Below are 15,294 nucleotides of genomic sequence, written 5' to 3' on the forward strand. Positions count from 1 at the left end.
CCTAAAAGGAGGAGGAGTGTTATGTAGGTTAAGGAGGAAACGAGAAACCGCTTCTATTCTTAACACTCTCCTATCCGCGTAGGCTGTTGTGTTCAAAAACAGGCAGGTTTCCTGGCTCATGATCATCGCTCCCTAAGTCTTCCCATCTATCGACAGTGACATGTTTAGGTTGCTCCCATTTACAGTGGCGGGACCGCGTTGGCTTTAACCAACTTCCCTATTAAGCTAAAAGTCTATTTAAGACCTTAGCACCTGTTTTACCGAGCTATTTTTTTATGTTAACACTATTATAGTAAAAAACTGATTGATTTGTATATGATTTTATTTTTTGAATAGGCTCTGTTAAAAATGCCTGTTGATTTCCGCTCCAGGCTCGAGCGGTTCGTGGGCGTTTCGGCGAGCCTCCTCGGCGCTTGCGCCTGCGGGGTCTCCCCTGAACCGTACTCCCACAGGAGTCTTCGAGCCTTCCGCTCCAATCAACAAGGTATAAAAATCAACACTGTTCTTTAACATAGCCTTTGAATAAGAAAATAAGGCTGATCAAAGTCAGCCTCATTTTTCAAGTTCCTTTAATATATCCTTAAGCTCTGACCAACAATGAATTCTTGGTAATTGAATATGTTGGTTATAAGAGCTGTGTTTCATAATGACACGTGGTCCCAATTCCATGAGGGTTTCTAAAACTGCAGGCTTATCATCAAAGTAATAATCTAACTCTAATTCCTTAATGATATTGATTTTCTCTGAATCCTTCATGCCGCAATAAAAAGAGGCATTATCAACAGGAAAACCTGCATTCACCAACCAATTCCTCGAACGTTCACAATGTACTAATGGCCTTGAAGTAATATAATATACCTCATGACCTGCCAGCTTCAGCTCGTTTATCACTTCAACTGCGTCTGGAAAAGGTAAACAGTCCGTATAATAAATCTCTTCTAAGGAGTCATTCCACATCTTACTGCCTTCTTGATCACTTAACCCGAATGGTTTATGTATCTCCAGTGTTGTTAAACTGTGGAATTCTTCTACCGGAACTGTCTTCTGCAATTTTTTATTATACAAATGAAAGGCATGCTCTCTTAGGTTTATTAATGTATCATCTACATCGAATCCAAATTTCATCTTATTTCTGCTTCCCGTCAAATCTTATTGCTCAATATTTCTACATAAATTAGCCATTTCGATGGCAGAGACAGCTGCATCCCAGCCCTTATTGCCTGCTTTTGTTCCCGCACGCTCGATAGCTTGTTCAATGGAGTCCGTTGTTAACACCCCAAAAATAACTGGAATTCCGCTAGTTAATGCAGTTGCTGAAACACCTTTAGCTGCTTCATTACATACATAATCAAAATGAGGCGTTGAGCCACGAATAACCGTACCAAGCGTGATTACGGCATCGTACTTCTTACTGTTTGCCATTTTTTGAGCGATTAACGGGATTTCAAATGCACCTGGCACCCAAGCGATATCAACGTTTGCTTCATCAACACCATGTCTTTTTAGCGCGTCCTGTGCTCCACCTAACAATTTACTTGTAATAAATTCATTAAAACGTCCAACCACGATTCCAACCTTTAGTCCTGATCCTACTAAATTTCCTTCAAATGTGTATCCCATGTGTATGCCTCCAAATAATTATATTTTTGTCTATATATTAAGGCTTTGTTAAAGTTGTCTGTTGATTTCCGTTCCAGGCGCGAGCGGTTCGCGGGCGTTCCAGGAGCCTCCTCGTCGTTCCTCCTGCAGGGTCTCCCGAGACCGCTACTCCTGCAGGAGTCTTCGCGCCTTCCACTCCAATCAACAGAGTATAGAAAGTAACAATGTTCTTTAACACAGCCTATATTAATAATGAAACATGTGTCCTAACTTATCGTGCTTTGTTCGTAAATAATTGGCGTTTTCTTTTCGCATTTCCATCTGAAGTGGCACCCGTTCAACTACTTCAAGATCATACCCCTTCAAACCTTTTATTTTTCGGGGATTGTTTGTTAACAGCATCATTTTCTTAATGCCTAAGTCCTTCAGGATTTGAGCACCGATACCGTATTCCCTTAAATCTGCTCCAAAGCCAAGCTTTTCATTCGCTTCAACGGTATCATAGCCTTCTTCTTGCAGCTTATATGCTCTCATCTTATTTAACAGACCAATTCCGCGTCCTTCCTGGCGCATGTACAAAAGCACGCCACTTCCCGCTTGATTGATTTGACTTAAGGCTGCATGAAGCTGTGGCCCACAATCACAGCGGTAGGAACCGAATACATCTCCTGTTAAACATTCTGAATGAACCCTGACAAGGACGGGTGTTTCAGGGTCGATTTCACCCTTCACTAATGCAACATGTTCTTTATCATCTACAAGATTGGAATACCCCACAGCTTTAAAGGTTCCAAATTCGGTAGGCAAATTGATTTCCACCTCACGTTTGACCAAGTTATCCTTTTTGTTTCGATATTCAATCAAGTCTTTGATGGTAATCATTTTTACGTTTAGCTCATCCGCTATTTTTCTAAGTTGAGGAACTCGAGCCATTGTCCCATCCTCATTCATGATTTCGCAAATGACCCCTGCAGGCTTGGAGCCGCACAATCTAGCTAAATCTACAGCTGCCTCGGTGTGTCCTGTACGTCTTAAAACTCCACCTTTTTTTGCGATTAACGGAAAGATATGACCGGGTCTTTTAAAATCACTTGCTTTTGCTTCAGGATCAAGCATGCTCAAGACTGTTGCTGACCGTTCATAGGCGGAAATACCTGTCGTTGAAAACTTATGATCAATACTGACTGTAAAGGCGGTTCCGTGTGGGTCCGTGTTTTTAGAAACCATTGGCATTAAATCTAATTTTTGCGCTAACTCTTCTTCTATTGGTACACATACCAGCCCTCTGCCGTGAGTGACCATAAAATTAATAACAGAGGGGGTAGTTTTTTCAGCCAGGGCAATAAAGTCCCCTTCATTTTCTCTATCCTCGTCATCACAAACAATGATAACCTTGCCTTCTTTCAGATCCGATAAAGCTTCCACGATCGTATTAAACATGCCAAACCACTCCTTTTTTTATCACTTAACCCATAGCGTTCCAAAGGAAATATTTTAATAAAATCCATTTTCTTCTAAAAAATTAGCAGTTATCCCTTTTCGGCTCTTTTGCTTTGAATCATCTGTTAGGTTTGTTATAAAATGACCTACATATTTACCGATCATATCGCACTCGAGGTTCACAATATCCCCAGAGCTCTTTAATCCTAGTACTGTTTCAGCTAATGTATGAGGGATTAACGATAAAGTAAAGCTGTCCTCCGTTACAGCAAAGACTGTTAAGCTTGTCCCATCTACTGCAACCGATCCCTTTAATATGACATATCGCAGTAAATCCGGATTTGCTTCAATTTCATAATAAACCGCATTCTCAAGCGCCTGTTTCCTTTTAATGACCCCAGTTCCATCAATATGGCCAGACACAAAGTGACCTCCAAATCTTCCCCCTGCAGCCATCGCTCTCTCTAAATTAACTTTTGAACCACGCTTTATTGTATGTAAGCTCGTCGCTTTCACCGTTTCAGGCATGACATCAACGGTAAAATGCTTTCCTGAAAAAGAAGTGACGGTCAGACATACTCCGTTGACAGCAATACTGTCACCAAGGTGCACATCTTCAAGTATTCTTTTCGCTTCAATCGACAAAACAAATGATTCACCCGTTCTTTGAATATTGGCAATGCTTCCTATTTCTTCAATGATTCCAGTAAACATACTAGTTTCTTCTCCTTACATAGGTTCTGCAATGATTCTTATATCATTACCAATCCTATCCACTTGTTTAATGTTCAATGAAACGGCTTCAGCTATTTTTTCGATCCCATGTCCACCAAATAAAGTTGGCGCCGATTTTCCGCCAATTAATTTTGGTGCAATATAGGTAATGATCTGTTGAAAAGATCGTTCCTCTAAAAAGCTGCCATGCACTTCTGCGCCACCTTCAACAAAAAGTGAAGTTATTCCTCTTTTTCCGAGAATAACAAGTAAATCCTTTATACGTATGTGGTTCGTTTCCATTTGGATTATTTCAACGCCCCATTCCATAAAAAGATGGATTCGCTCACGGGCTACATCATTCCCTGTCACAATCCAAGTCGGTGCTTGATGATCAGTAACAATCTTGGAATTTATTGGCGTTCTTAGGTGCGTATCGAGAATAATTCGAATGGGATTTTTCCCACCATAAGACATTCTTGTTGTTAAAGATGGATTGTCCTTTATTACGGTATTAACACCAACTAATATCCCGTCATGCTGATGGCGAAACTGATGAACATCGGCTCTTGCTTGCTCACCCGTAATCCACATACTCTCACCAGTTACTGTTGCCGTTTTCCCATCTAAACTTGCTGCCGATTTTAATGTGACATACGGCAGGCCTGTTTGAATGTTATAAAAAAAGACTTTATTTAGCTCACGAGCTTCCTCTTGGATTAAGCCAACCTCCACTTCAATTCCTGCCTTTTTGATTCGCTCTATTCCTGTCCCTGCTACTTGTGGATTTGGGTCAGTTGTTGCAACAAACACCTTCCTTACCCCAGTCCTAATCACCAGGTCACTGCAAGGTGGTGTTTTTCCATGATGACTACACGGCTCAAGTGTTACATACAAAGTAGCATCTTTCGCTTTTTCACCCGCCATTTGAATGGCATGTACTTCTGCATGTGGTTCACCTGCTTTTAGATGGGCACCCATTCCGATAATTTGCCCATTCTTCACCAGAACAGCACCTACCACAGGATTTGGAGTAGTTTGACCTAACGTTCCTTTGGCAAGATCTAAAGCTAGATTCATGTAAAATTTATCGTTCATTTTTTCTTCTCCTTTGAAAAGGATTAAAAAAGACCCTGAAGAAAATCATTCTTCAGGGTCGTTAAAAGACATTGGGAAATAAAAGCTTAAAAATAGGTATACTACACCCTACCCATAAACCTCGTTTTTCCTTCTCCCATCCAGACTTTAACTGTCGGCCCTGGAGTTTCACCAGATCCACCGTCTATCCAAGGGGATAAACGGGTCACGGACTAAGAAGCATGGCTTCATCACCGCCGGTTAGGAATTTCACCTGACCCCGAAGGAATTATTTAGATATATTAAATGTTATTATACTTAATTCAAACAGTAAAGGAAAATGTCCCAGACCTAAAAAGTAAAATCTAAGTGTCAAATGAAAAAACGGCCCTAAAACAAGGCCGGCTGTTATTCCTTATAAGTCTTTACAGGTAAATAAATTTCAAAATGAAGATCTCCTACTGCATTTTGATGTTTATGCTCTTCTTTATAAACTTCCAAACTTAACGCATGGTGATCCTGCTCGTATCCATATTCTTTCATCCAATTGAACAGTCGAATGTATGTATTTTCTACTTCCTCTGGTGTTCCTTTATGGGTAGTGTATACATAATTTTTACTTGGAATCGTAAATCCAACCATTCCTTCTGGGATCGCGTCAAGTTTATCTACAGGGGTCGTAACGTAATAGGTGAACTCTGTTTCCCTGCTATGAAAAGGTGCAATAAGAAAGGGTTCTTTTGTCTGATAGGGTACTTCTTGCAAACGTGCTTCCATTTTGTTAAAGAGACTCGGGATGGTGCTTACTTCTGCGTAAGTACCTGTCCACGAAATTCCCACAACCTTAATTTCATCTTTTTCAATTACTTGGATTCCCAAGCTAATCCCCCCTTTGTTCCATCATATTTCTATTATTCTAATAATATCCCTTAAAGTCCTGCAAAAATATTTCGACTTCCTGTGTTATTTCTTATTTTAGAAGCTCTGTTAAAGAATAATGTTGATTTTTATACCATGTTGATTGGAGCGGAAGGTGCGAAGACTCCTGTGGGAGTACGGTTCAGGGGAGACCCCGCAGGCGCAAGCGCCGAGGAGGCTCGCCGAAACGCCCACGGAAAGCGAAGCACCTGGAGCGGAAATCAACAGACAAGTATAACAGAGCCATTTTAGAAAAAAAAACAACCTTATAAAAGGATGTTTTGAGAAAACCATTTATTTTAAAATACTTGATGAAATATCAAAAACATTCCATAAGAAAGTGGCATAGAGGGCAGACAGAATCCAAGCTAAAAGTGGTTTATAATAATGTATCGCTAAAACCGAAAACATAACCAAACTAAAAATGGTCGACCAACCTAAATTCCATCCATTCTTATGAACCAATGCCCCTAATTTTAAATCAACATATTCATTTAGCGTATATATAAAAGTCCAAAAAAGGATATTCACTAGTTTCTTTTTGAAAGACTTCGGCATATTGCCGAGAAATATACTTATAGTGACGGGATACTTAATTAACATCACCAAAAAGGCTATATGAGTGTGCTTAGCCCAACCTTTATCACTTCCTACAGGTACATATTCCCACATACTATGCTTATAGAACAAATATTGATAGACCAAATCACCTACCATTAAAAAGAGAAAGGTGGGATAATAAGCTTTCCAGTTTTTCCAATCTCCCCATTTAATTGCTGAAAAAATATATATGGCCCCGTATATTACATTCAGATTCACTAGGATGCTCCTTCGCGCTCTTATTACACCTAGCGTTTCCAATTAATTGTAAAATTATCAGTTGCAAATGGTGTGCGAAGAATCTTTGTTTCAATTTGAATAGCAACGATTTGCTGGTAGGGTGAGAACCTTCCAAAATACCCATTGTCATTAAAAGGGTTAGACAAATTCCCAAACTGTTTTCTTTCTAAAAAGTCATAATAAAAGGATCCTTTTTCAATAGACATTGGTATGCTGTCAATTTTAGCTCCTGTCGTTATCGCCAGCTTTTCACTTCTCTCATTTGCAATCAACTGATGATGATTGTTAACGATTGAGGCGATTTCTGCGATCACCTCTTGTGATTTTTCATAGGCAATCCCTCTTGTCGTGATAGCTAAGGTAAACGGTTCATCAGCAAAAACAATAGCAGCATCGTTGTAAATTAAATTCATTGGAATCATTCCAACTTTATGAGCAACTGGCACATCCTTAATTCCCTGTGGAATCGTTGTATTATAAACCGTATGTTCTAGGTACTGGACAAGATTTTTTCCATTGGCGCTTTGATTTGCGTAACGATAAAGTTCTCCTGTATATAGAGTTAAATCGTCAGCTGAGGTCGTATTCCTTCCACCTGGATAGGCATACTCAGCTCCGAGGCTTTTTAAAAATGAAACAAACTGATTGGGTCCCACCCGCTCTTTTAACATAATGAATGCAATATTATCACTATAAATCAACGCTTTTTCGACAAGTTCATCAATGGTATAGACCGAACCTACCTTGTCATTTTGGATGACACCACTGCCGCCATAATAATGCCGGCTTTGATATGTTAATGTTTCGTTTAAGTCAATTTTCCCCTCATCTGCAAGCTTCATCACGTATAAAGCTAACGGAAGCTTGATGGTACTTGCAGCTGGCACTTCAGTATTGCTATTTAATGAATAACCTTCATTTGTAACTAGATTTTGATAACGAAGGGTCACTTTTCCTTGGTATGGCTTTATGTATTGGCCTAGATCTGCCTGAAGGGTATTAAATTCTTGGTTTTTATCAGCTTTTACTATTTGAACCAAGACCCCCTGTGAAATCAATAAGAAATAGCGCACAAAAATGATTATTCTGTTTATTAACACTATCTTCCCTCCTAGTAACTAAGTACTAGTTTAATAGGAAAAAGAAGAAGATTTTGTAGAAATTTGTAGATTATTTGAGTTTTTTGTATTATCTTTTATCGATGCAGTTTTTTAATAAAAATCTTCTCCCAAAGTTTCCATGGGATGAGATTCCTTAATAGGAGAGTTGTCCTCACTCCTTTTCCAATTGGATGCCTTAAACTAGACCCTTCTTCTGAAGCAATACTGGCTATTTTCTCTGCTACATCCTTAGGGTTACCAAACTGTCCTTCCCCTGAAGAAATGTATTCCTCGATACTCTTCATATATTTATAATAGGGTGAATCTGTTTGTAGTGATAGTGTGGTAACTTGTTTACCTGACGACCAGATATTGGTCTTATAGGACCCTGGTTCAATTAAAGTGACAGCGATCCCAAACGGTGATAACTCTAATCGTAAGCTTTCGCTCCAACCTTCCAAAGCATGTTTGGAAGCAACATAAGGTGATAGACCTGGAAAGGCGATTTTCCCGCTTATGCTACTTACATTAATAATTTTCCCTTTCCCCTGACTCCTCATAAAAGGAAGAACAGTCTTGGTTACTGCTATGACGCCAAAGAAATTAGTATCGAATTGTTTTCGGTATTCCTGCATTGTAATTTCCTCAACAAACCCGGCCGCAGCATAGCCAGCATTGTTCACTAGAACATCTACCCGGCCTATGCTTTTAATCCGAGCAGCTAATTGTTCAATCGAAGCCTCAGAGGTAACATCAAGTTCACATACAATCAAATTCGATTGTATTGTAAGTCTATTTGCTTCCTTTAGGAGCTCCCCGCTTCTTTCTTTATTTCTCATAGTTGCGATTACTTGAAAACCGGCTTTTGCCAGCTCTATTGTTGTTAATAGTCCAAAACCACTTGAAGCCCCAGTGACAATTGCAATTGGTTGATTCATATACCAATTCCTCCATAATTTTACTATCTACATAATACCATGAAAAAAGGCCGTTCAGCTTTTATGAACGGCCCTTACTTGTTTGATAATCTTGCTGTTTTACTTCACTTCTTGTGGAATGGCTAAATTCAAGCCTTTAGCTATTCTCTCACCATACTCTGCATCTGCCTTATAAAAATGCTGAATTTGACGGAGTTTAATATCGTCTCTTTCAACTGGCTTCATTGCGCCAACAATGGTTTCAACAAGTCGTGCTCTTTCCTCTTCGGACATTAAACGGTAAAGGTCACCAGCCTGCGTATAGTGATCATTTTGGTCATAAGCTACCTGCTCGGCTACACCTGAAACCTGGAATGCAGTCTGTTTATGTTCTGGTGCTTCTTTTGGTCCACCATAGCTGTTTGGCTCATAGTAAACAGAGCCGCCTCCATTATTGTCAGAACGCATTGCACCATCACGTTGGTAGTTATTTACCTCTGCCTTAGGACGGTTAATTGGAAGTAAATTATGGTTTGGTCCTACACGATAGCGATGGGCATCAGAATAAGCAAAAATGCGACCTTGAAGCATTTTATCCGGTGATGCTTCAATACCAGGAACCATTGTTCCAGGAGAGAATGTCGCCTGCTCTACTTCAGCAAAGTAGTTTTCAGGATTACGATTTAGGACCATACGACCTACCTCAATTAGTGGATAATCCTTGTGTGACCATACTTTCGTCACATCAAATGGATCAAAGCGGTACGTATCAGCATCTTCAAATGGCATGATTTGAACATGGAGTCTCCATGCAGGGAAGTCACCATTTTCAATGGCATTATATAAATCTTCTGTATGATAATCCGGATGATCACCTGCTAATTTTGCTGCCACATCAGGTGACATGTTTTTGACACCTTGCTCCGCTTTAAAATGATATTTTACCCAAACAGCTTCACCTTCTTGATTTACCCATTTGAAGGTATGGCTGCCGTATCCATTCATATGACGAAGTGTAGCTGGTAATCCCCGATCACCCATTAAATACGTCACTTGGTGCAAAGATTCTGGTGATAAGGACCAGAAATCCCAAACAGCATTTGGATTTTTCAAGTGAGTTTTTGGATCTCTTTTTTGCGTATGAATAAAATCAGGAAATTTAATCGCATCACGAATAAAGAAGATAGGTGTATTGTTTCCTACTAAATCATAGTTTCCTTCTTCGGTGTAAAATTTCACAGCAAAGCCGCGTGGGTCACGAACCGTATCAGCTGAGCCAAGTTCACCAGCTACAGTTGAGAATCGAATAAACATTGGAGTTTGTTTTCCCACACCATTGAACAATTTTGCCTTTGTGTATTTGGACATATCATTGGTCACTTCAAAATAGCCATGTGCTCCAGCTCCTTTTGCGTGTACTACACGCTCAGGTACTCGTTCACGGTTGAAGTGTGCTAATTTCTCAAGTAAATGTACATCTTGAAGTAATGTTGGGCCTCGTGAACCAGCAGTCATAGAATTTTGATTATCACCAACTGGTGCCCCATTTCCTGTTGTTAAATGCTTGTTAATATTACTCATCTAATCACCTCGTAAACTATTTTTTAAACTTAACTAGATTATAATATAAATCTTATTAAAATCAATACTAATTTATAATAATTATAAATTAGTATTGATTATCAATCGGTTAACATGTACCCACTACTACATACGTATTAAAAATATAGGACGTTATGCCAAAATTAAGGAATTCCGTCCTAAAAATTTCTTTCAACTGTAAGGATTCATTATTAATATAGAAAAAAATAGATTATACTGTAGGTAACGTTTATTATAGGAGGATTTTTATGAGTGAAATAAATCAAACAAACCAAACAGAGGAAACAAAAAAGAAGGTCAGTTTACAAGAAGCGATGAAACAGCAGCTTTTAAATAAGAAAAATAAAGCGACTGCAGGGAATGCCTCATCAAATAACGCTAATGCTACACAAAAAATGAAAAGTCAGCAAACCAAGAAAGTAAGTAACTCACGGAGAAAAATGGGTGTCTAACGGCCAAAACCGAAAGGATATTCATCCAGGATTGGCAGTTAAAATTGTCCTAAAGGCTGATCAAAGAAGCGGCAAACTAACTGCAGGTGTGGTTAAGGATATTCTTACCAATTCAAGTTTTCATCCCCATGGGATCAAAGTTAGGCTAACAGATGGACAAGTTGGCAGAGTACAGGAAATATGTAAATGAGATTTCATAAGCTTTCGCCATGTTGGCGGAGGCTTTTTTCCATGAAAAAACAGACCCCGTTTTGGAGTCTGTTCTATTGGTGGGTCATTATGCTTTACGTACGTTAACCGCTTGTGGTCCACGTTGACCATTTTCAATTTCAAACGTAACCTCTTGACCTTCATCCAATGATTTGTATCCTTCGCCTTGAATTGCAGAGAAGTGTACGAATACGTCCTCTCCACCTTCACGCTCAATGAATCCAAATCCTTTTTCGCTGTTAAACCATTTTACTTTACCATGTTCCATTTCTTTGTAGCCTCCTAGCATGTACCTTATACATGAAATTGCAATTTACTTGCTTGATTATTTTTACCCGCAAATTAAAACATTATACGCCCATGTAATAAAATTTTTATTTGCTTTTTATATTTTTTATGGTGACGGATTTTATTTGGTAGCAAGAGGTTTATCCTTTATCTGGTTGATGAAGGACAAAATCCAAAACGGGCATTTGTCAAATGGGCTAGGTCACGTAGATGGGCCCTATGAGCCTGTATTCTTGATTTTCAAGTAAAAAAGGTCGCGTAGAGGGGCCCTATGAGCCCGTTTTCTTGATTTTCAAATTAAAAAGGTCGCGTAGAGGGGTCCTATGAACCCGTTTTCTTGATTTTCAAGTTAAAAAGGTCGCGTAGAGGGGCCCTATGAGCCCGTTTTCTTGATTTTCAAGTTAAAAAGGTCGCGTAGAGGGGTCCTATGAGCCCGTTTTCTTCAAGTTTAAAAGGTCGCGTAGAGAGGTCCTATGAACCCGCAATCTTGATTTCCAAGTTAAAAATGTCGCGTAGAGAGGCCCTATGAGCCCGTTTTCTTGATTCTTCCTTCACGGGTACTAGTCGCTCCCATCTATTCCTGTTTATTTTCTCTTCCATTATGCGAAATAAAAATGTTTTTATCTTTCCGTTCCTCAAAGAACCCATTTATAAATAGCTTTTGCAACTCCGTCCTCTTCGTTTGTTGAGGTAATCCAGTCAGCAGATTCTTTCACAATGTCCTGGGCATTCCCCATCGCTACTCCGATTCCAGCTTCTTTAATCATCATTAGATCATTCATACTATCCCCAACTGCCATAACATTTTTCATTTCAATCCCCAAGCGACTGCAGACCATACTTAGCCCTTTAGCTTTATTAATACCCAGGGGATTCACTTCAATATTCTTTAACGTTGAATTAGTTAGTTCAAACTCACCTTTTGCTTCAAGCTCTTGTTTAATTAGCTCTCTTGTTGCATCATCGTCAATAGTAAATCCAAATTTTAACCAATCGATACCATTTAGGTCCTCAGGCATTTCATTATGCCAGCTGCGCTCTGTACTGATTGCCCAAAACTTTGTTTGGTGTTGTTGTGTTAATTCCCACATCCATTGGATCAGCTCGGAGTTCACCAGATTTCTTTCCACTAATTGCCGTTTATCATCCCAAACTTCACTGCCATTTACTGTTACTAAATAAGAGGTGAGCTCAAGTGATTCGGCATGCTCCCGACTTGTATGAAAGGAACGTCCGGTACTTAATACAACAGCAATCCCCTTTTCCTGTGCCTCTTTAATCGCCTGGCGGTTGGCATCAGAGATCTGGCCTTTTTTATTCAAAAGAGTGCCATCCATATCGAGCGCGATAAGTTTGATCTCTACATCATTTAAAAAATTATCCATATGTATGAATTCTCCTTTCGCCCTTTTACCTTAACCTTACTAGGGTAACACCTTTTTGGAAAAAATAATCAAAAAATTAAGTTTACATAATTATATTACATTAAACCACAAAAAGAACTCTTCTATGTTCGGAAGAGTTCTTTTTGTGGTTTATCTCTGAAATTGCACACGATGAAGGTTTGCAAAAATACCATCTTGTTCAATTAACTCATCATGACGCCCTTCCTCTACGATCCCATCTTCTGTTACTACAATAATGCGATCGGCGTTGCGTATGGTCGCAAGTCTGTGGGCAATAATAAGGGTAGTTCTGTTTTGAGCGAGCTCCATCAATGCTTTTTGAATTACCATCTCCGTTTCCGTATCTAACGCAGAGGTGGCTTCATCCAAGATTAATATCGGAGGATTCTTTAAAAACATCCGTGCAATGGCAATACGCTGTTTTTGGCCACCGGAAAGTTTCAAACCTCTTTCACCAATTTGCGTCTCATAACCGTCCGGTAAAGAAGCAATGAACTGCTCAAGATGTGCACGGCGTGCTGCATCAGCAATCTCTTCATCCGTAGCATTCTGTTTCCCATATGCAATATTTTCACGAAGAGTTCCGGTAAATAGAAACACATCTTGCTGGACAATTCCTATTTGTGAGCGTAACGATTTTTTTGTCATATCACGAATATCCATGCCGTCGATGGTGATTCCTCCGCTATTTACATCATAAAACCTTGGAATTAGCGAGCAAATGGTTGTTTTTCCTGCTCCGGATGGGCCAACAAAAGCCACCGTTTCACTCGCACGGATTTCCAAATGAATATTTTCAAGAACAGATTTATGCCGGTCATAATGGAAAGAAACATCATTAAACACAATATTTCCTTCCAATGAATCAACCTCAACCGCATCTTTTGTGTCCTTTACCTCCGGTTCTGAATCAATTAATTCAATAAATCGCTTAAAGCCAGCCATTCCTTTTGGATAAAGTTCCATAATGGCGCTGATTTTATCAATTGGTTTAAATAGAACATTTACATATAGAACAAACCCAACCAGGGATCCATACGTCAATTGTCCTGTAAAGCTCAACCATGACCCATAAACGAGAACGACAATGGTGATGAGACGTGTCATCATATATATACCTGATAAGCTAAATGACATAACCCGATATCCACCTAATTTTGCTGCACGATAGGTTTTATTGTTCTTTTTAAATCTAGCAATCTCAAATTCTTCATTTGTAAACGATTGAACGACGCGACTCCCTGATACACTGTCCTCTACTCGTGCATTCACATCCGCAATGCTTGAATACATTTGCCCCCATGCTTTATTCATTTTCAAATTACAAACAACAACGAGTATCATTAAAAATGGAAGCACTAAAATAGAAACAAATGCTAGTTTTACGTTGATCGTCAACATAATCCAGAACGCACCAATAAAGGTCATCATTGCAATAAATACATCTTCTGGACCATGATGGGCGAGTTCACCAAGATCAAAGAGATCATTCGTAATTCTGCTCATAATATGCCCAGTTTTCGTATTATCAAAGAATCGGAACGATTGTTTTTGAACATGTTCAAACAACTCTTGCCTCATGTCTGTTTCTATATTAATTCCCAGCTTATGCCCCCAGTAATTCACAATAAATTGTAAGAAGGTGCTCAATAAATATAGAAGGAAAAGACCGATACTAACTGCCACAATCGTTTGCCAGTCCCCTCCAGGGAGTAATTTATCAATAAACCACTGCACAGCTAACGGAAAAGCCAATTCCAAAATGGCTACGATAACCGCACTACTAAAGTCAAACATAAACAGTCTCTTATGCGGACGATAATAAGAAAAAAAACGACGAATCATAAATAATCTCCTTTTTTCTAGGCTCTGTTAAACTTGCCTGTTGATTTCCTCTCCAGGCACGAGCGGTTCGTGGGTGTTTCGGCGAGCCTCCTCGGCGCTTGCGCCTGCGGGGTCTCCCCTGAACCATACTCCCACAGGAGTCTTCGTGCCTTCCGCTCCAATCAACAGGGTGTAAAAATCAACACTTTTCTTTAACTCTGCCTTTTTCTAAGATAGCAATAATAGGATTATATGAGAAAAATGTAAACAATTTCAAGTATTTCGAAAATTCCAGTTAAAAAAAACGCTTGGATTACTCTCCAAACGTTTTTACATTTTTAATGATGATGATGGACACCCTTTGATGGATTAGTAATCAGCCATTCTTCATTTGGGACATGGAAGAACTGGATCCAAACATTATCTAAATAGTCATTATTTTTTTCTACAATAAAATCAATATCCTTATCCGATTGAACCACTGCATCATTTTCTGTTGGTGTATCGAGCATCAAGTCATAGTGGGCATGATCTCCATGAATACTTGTCACATACACTCGAAACATTTTTCCTTGTGCTTCCTCTTGATCCAGCATTTTTTTCAATGCTTTTGCTGCATTGCGGTTAATTTTGACCTTCATTATTATGCTCTCCTCTTTCTATGTATTCCCTATTATTATCCCATGTTTGCAGGGAAATAGACAACTTTAAGTGCTACAGTATGCCATTTGCACCCCTTTTTCCAAATCATCCCATGAATAGGATTTTATATCCTTAACAAATTTGTCACAACTTTTTACAAAAACCTATGTTAACATCACATCTATGTTGTTAATATTGTGTTATGGAAAACAAACATACAAATAATTATTATCTAATAATTAATTTAATTGTGTTTCTATTTTCT

16 protein-coding genes and 2 riboswitches are annotated in these 15,294 nt (G+C 39.1%); of the genes, 2 read left to right on the top strand and 14 right to left on the bottom strand.

Annotated features, from left to right (window positions below):
- Positions 1-84: 84 nt before the first annotated feature.
- A riboswitch (cobalamin riboswitch) is annotated at positions 85-271 on the bottom strand.
- Between the two features lie 281 nt (positions 272-552).
- From AC3A54_RS07090 to katA, 10 genes are all read right to left on the bottom strand, one after another.
- Complete coding sequence (locus AC3A54_RS07090; RefSeq protein WP_487653937.1) at positions 553-1,125, bottom strand: 5' nucleotidase, NT5C type; 573 nt, start codon at positions 1,123-1,125, stop codon at positions 553-555.
- A 24-nt stretch (positions 1,126-1,149) separates the two neighbouring features.
- Positions 1,150-1,620 (bottom strand): 6,7-dimethyl-8-ribityllumazine synthase, encoded by a 471-nt coding sequence (ribH, locus tag AC3A54_RS07095; RefSeq protein WP_487653938.1) that lies wholly within the window; start codon positions 1,618-1,620, stop codon positions 1,150-1,152.
- A 225-nt stretch (positions 1,621-1,845) separates the two neighbouring features.
- Positions 1,846-3,039 (bottom strand): bifunctional 3,4-dihydroxy-2-butanone-4-phosphate synthase/GTP cyclohydrolase II, encoded by a 1,194-nt coding sequence (locus AC3A54_RS07100; protein ID WP_487653939.1) that lies wholly within the window; start codon positions 3,037-3,039, stop codon positions 1,846-1,848.
- A gap of 54 nt (positions 3,040-3,093) precedes the next feature.
- Positions 3,094-3,753 carry a riboflavin synthase gene (gene ribE / locus AC3A54_RS07105; protein WP_487653940.1) on the bottom strand — a complete coding sequence of 220 codons (660 nt, stop codon included), beginning with the start codon at positions 3,751-3,753 and terminating at the stop codon, positions 3,094-3,096.
- Between the two features lie 15 nt (positions 3,754-3,768).
- Positions 3,769-4,851 (bottom strand): bifunctional diaminohydroxyphosphoribosylaminopyrimidine deaminase/5-amino-6-(5-phosphoribosylamino)uracil reductase RibD, encoded by a 1,083-nt coding sequence (ribD, locus tag AC3A54_RS07110; protein ID WP_487653941.1) that lies wholly within the window; start codon positions 4,849-4,851, stop codon positions 3,769-3,771.
- 124 nt (positions 4,852-4,975) lie between these two features.
- Positions 4,976-5,122, bottom strand: a riboswitch (FMN riboswitch).
- Positions 5,123-5,238: 116 nt separating this feature from the next.
- Positions 5,239-5,709, bottom strand: coding sequence for a GyrI-like domain-containing protein (locus tag AC3A54_RS07115; protein ID WP_487653942.1), 471 nt, complete (start codon positions 5,707-5,709; stop codon positions 5,239-5,241).
- Positions 5,710-6,042: 333 nt separating this feature from the next.
- On the bottom strand, positions 6,043-6,567 hold the full coding sequence (locus tag AC3A54_RS07120) for a CBO0543 family protein (protein WP_487653943.1): 525 nt from the start codon (positions 6,565-6,567) through the stop codon (positions 6,043-6,045).
- Between the two features lie 29 nt (positions 6,568-6,596).
- Positions 6,597-7,688, bottom strand: a complete 1,092-nt coding sequence (locus AC3A54_RS07125; RefSeq protein WP_487653944.1) for a serine hydrolase — start codon at positions 7,686-7,688, stop codon at positions 6,597-6,599.
- A 95-nt stretch (positions 7,689-7,783) separates the two neighbouring features.
- Positions 7,784-8,626, bottom strand: coding sequence for an SDR family oxidoreductase (locus AC3A54_RS07130; RefSeq protein ID WP_487653945.1), 843 nt, complete (start codon positions 8,624-8,626; stop codon positions 7,784-7,786).
- 99 nt (positions 8,627-8,725) lie between these two features.
- Complete coding sequence (gene katA, locus AC3A54_RS07135) at positions 8,726-10,186, bottom strand: catalase KatA (protein WP_487653946.1); 1,461 nt, start codon at positions 10,184-10,186, stop codon at positions 8,726-8,728.
- A gap of 269 nt (positions 10,187-10,455) precedes the next feature.
- Here katA and AC3A54_RS07140 point away from each other — a divergent pair, with 269 nt between their 5' ends.
- Positions 10,456-10,659: a hypothetical protein gene (locus tag AC3A54_RS07140; protein ID WP_487653947.1), complete on the top strand. Its 204-nt coding sequence runs from the start codon at positions 10,456-10,458 to the stop codon at positions 10,657-10,659.
- Positions 10,652-10,849 (top strand): YwbE family protein, encoded by a 198-nt coding sequence (locus AC3A54_RS07145; RefSeq protein ID WP_335531312.1) that lies wholly within the window; start codon positions 10,652-10,654, stop codon positions 10,847-10,849. The genes AC3A54_RS07140 and AC3A54_RS07145 overlap by 8 nt, the downstream gene beginning before the upstream one ends.
- Positions 10,850-10,936: 87 nt before the next feature.
- Here AC3A54_RS07145 and AC3A54_RS07150 read toward each other — a convergent pair whose 3' ends face one another.
- The 4 genes from AC3A54_RS07150 to AC3A54_RS07165 all read right to left on the bottom strand — a co-directional run bounded on the left by AC3A54_RS07150 (position 10,937) and on the right by AC3A54_RS07165 (position 15,028).
- Positions 10,937-11,137, bottom strand: coding sequence for a cold-shock protein (locus AC3A54_RS07150; protein ID WP_308079787.1), 201 nt, complete (start codon positions 11,135-11,137; stop codon positions 10,937-10,939).
- 655 nt (positions 11,138-11,792) lie between these two features.
- Positions 11,793-12,542, bottom strand: a complete 750-nt coding sequence (locus AC3A54_RS07155; protein WP_487653948.1) for a Cof-type HAD-IIB family hydrolase — start codon at positions 12,540-12,542, stop codon at positions 11,793-11,795.
- Positions 12,543-12,692: 150 nt separating this feature from the next.
- A complete protein-coding gene (locus AC3A54_RS07160; RefSeq protein ID WP_487653949.1) occupies positions 12,693-14,408 on the bottom strand; it encodes an ABC transporter ATP-binding protein in 1,716 nt (571 codons plus the stop codon).
- 317 nt (positions 14,409-14,725) lie between these two features.
- Positions 14,726-15,028 (bottom strand): iron-sulfur cluster assembly accessory protein, encoded by a 303-nt coding sequence (locus AC3A54_RS07165; RefSeq protein ID WP_335531307.1) that lies wholly within the window; start codon positions 15,026-15,028, stop codon positions 14,726-14,728.
- Positions 15,029-15,294: the final 266 nt, after the last annotated feature.

The organism is Neobacillus sp. Soil_C_43, assembly GCF_057656715.1.

Excerpts from the sequence above, each read along its gene's own strand:
- AC3A54_RS07090 (WP_487653937.1), bottom strand. The coding sequence starts at position 1,125 with ATGAAATTTGGATTCGATGTAGATGATACATTAATAAACCTAAGAGAG.
- ribH (WP_487653938.1), bottom strand. The coding sequence starts at position 1,620 with ATGGGATACACATTTGAAGGAAATTTAGTAGGATCAGGACTAAAGGTT.
- AC3A54_RS07100 (WP_487653939.1), bottom strand. The coding sequence starts at position 3,039 with ATGTTTAATACGATCGTGGAAGCTTTATCGGATCTGAAAGAAGGCAAG.
- ribE (WP_487653940.1), bottom strand. The coding sequence starts at position 3,753 with ATGTTTACTGGAATCATTGAAGAAATAGGAAGCATTGCCAATATTCAA.
- ribD (WP_487653941.1), bottom strand. The coding sequence starts at position 4,851 with ATGAACGATAAATTTTACATGAATCTAGCTTTAGATCTTGCCAAAGGA.
- AC3A54_RS07130 (WP_487653945.1), bottom strand. The coding sequence starts at position 8,626 with ATGAATCAACCAATTGCAATTGTCACTGGGGCTTCAAGTGGTTTTGGA.
- katA (WP_487653946.1), bottom strand. The coding sequence starts at position 10,186 with ATGAGTAATATTAACAAGCATTTAACAACAGGAAATGGGGCACCAGTT.
- AC3A54_RS07140 (WP_487653947.1), top strand. The coding sequence starts at position 10,456 with ATGAGTGAAATAAATCAAACAAACCAAACAGAGGAAACAAAAAAGAAG.
- AC3A54_RS07150 (WP_308079787.1), bottom strand. The coding sequence starts at position 11,137 with ATGGAACATGGTAAAGTAAAATGGTTTAACAGCGAAAAAGGATTTGGA.
- AC3A54_RS07155 (WP_487653948.1), bottom strand. The coding sequence starts at position 12,542 with ATGGATAATTTTTTAAATGATGTAGAGATCAAACTTATCGCGCTCGAT.
- AC3A54_RS07160 (WP_487653949.1), bottom strand. The coding sequence starts at position 14,408 with ATGATTCGTCGTTTTTTTTCTTATTATCGTCCGCATAAGAGACTGTTT.
- AC3A54_RS07165 (WP_335531307.1), bottom strand. The coding sequence starts at position 15,028 with ATGAAGGTCAAAATTAACCGCAATGCAGCAAAAGCATTGAAAAAAATG.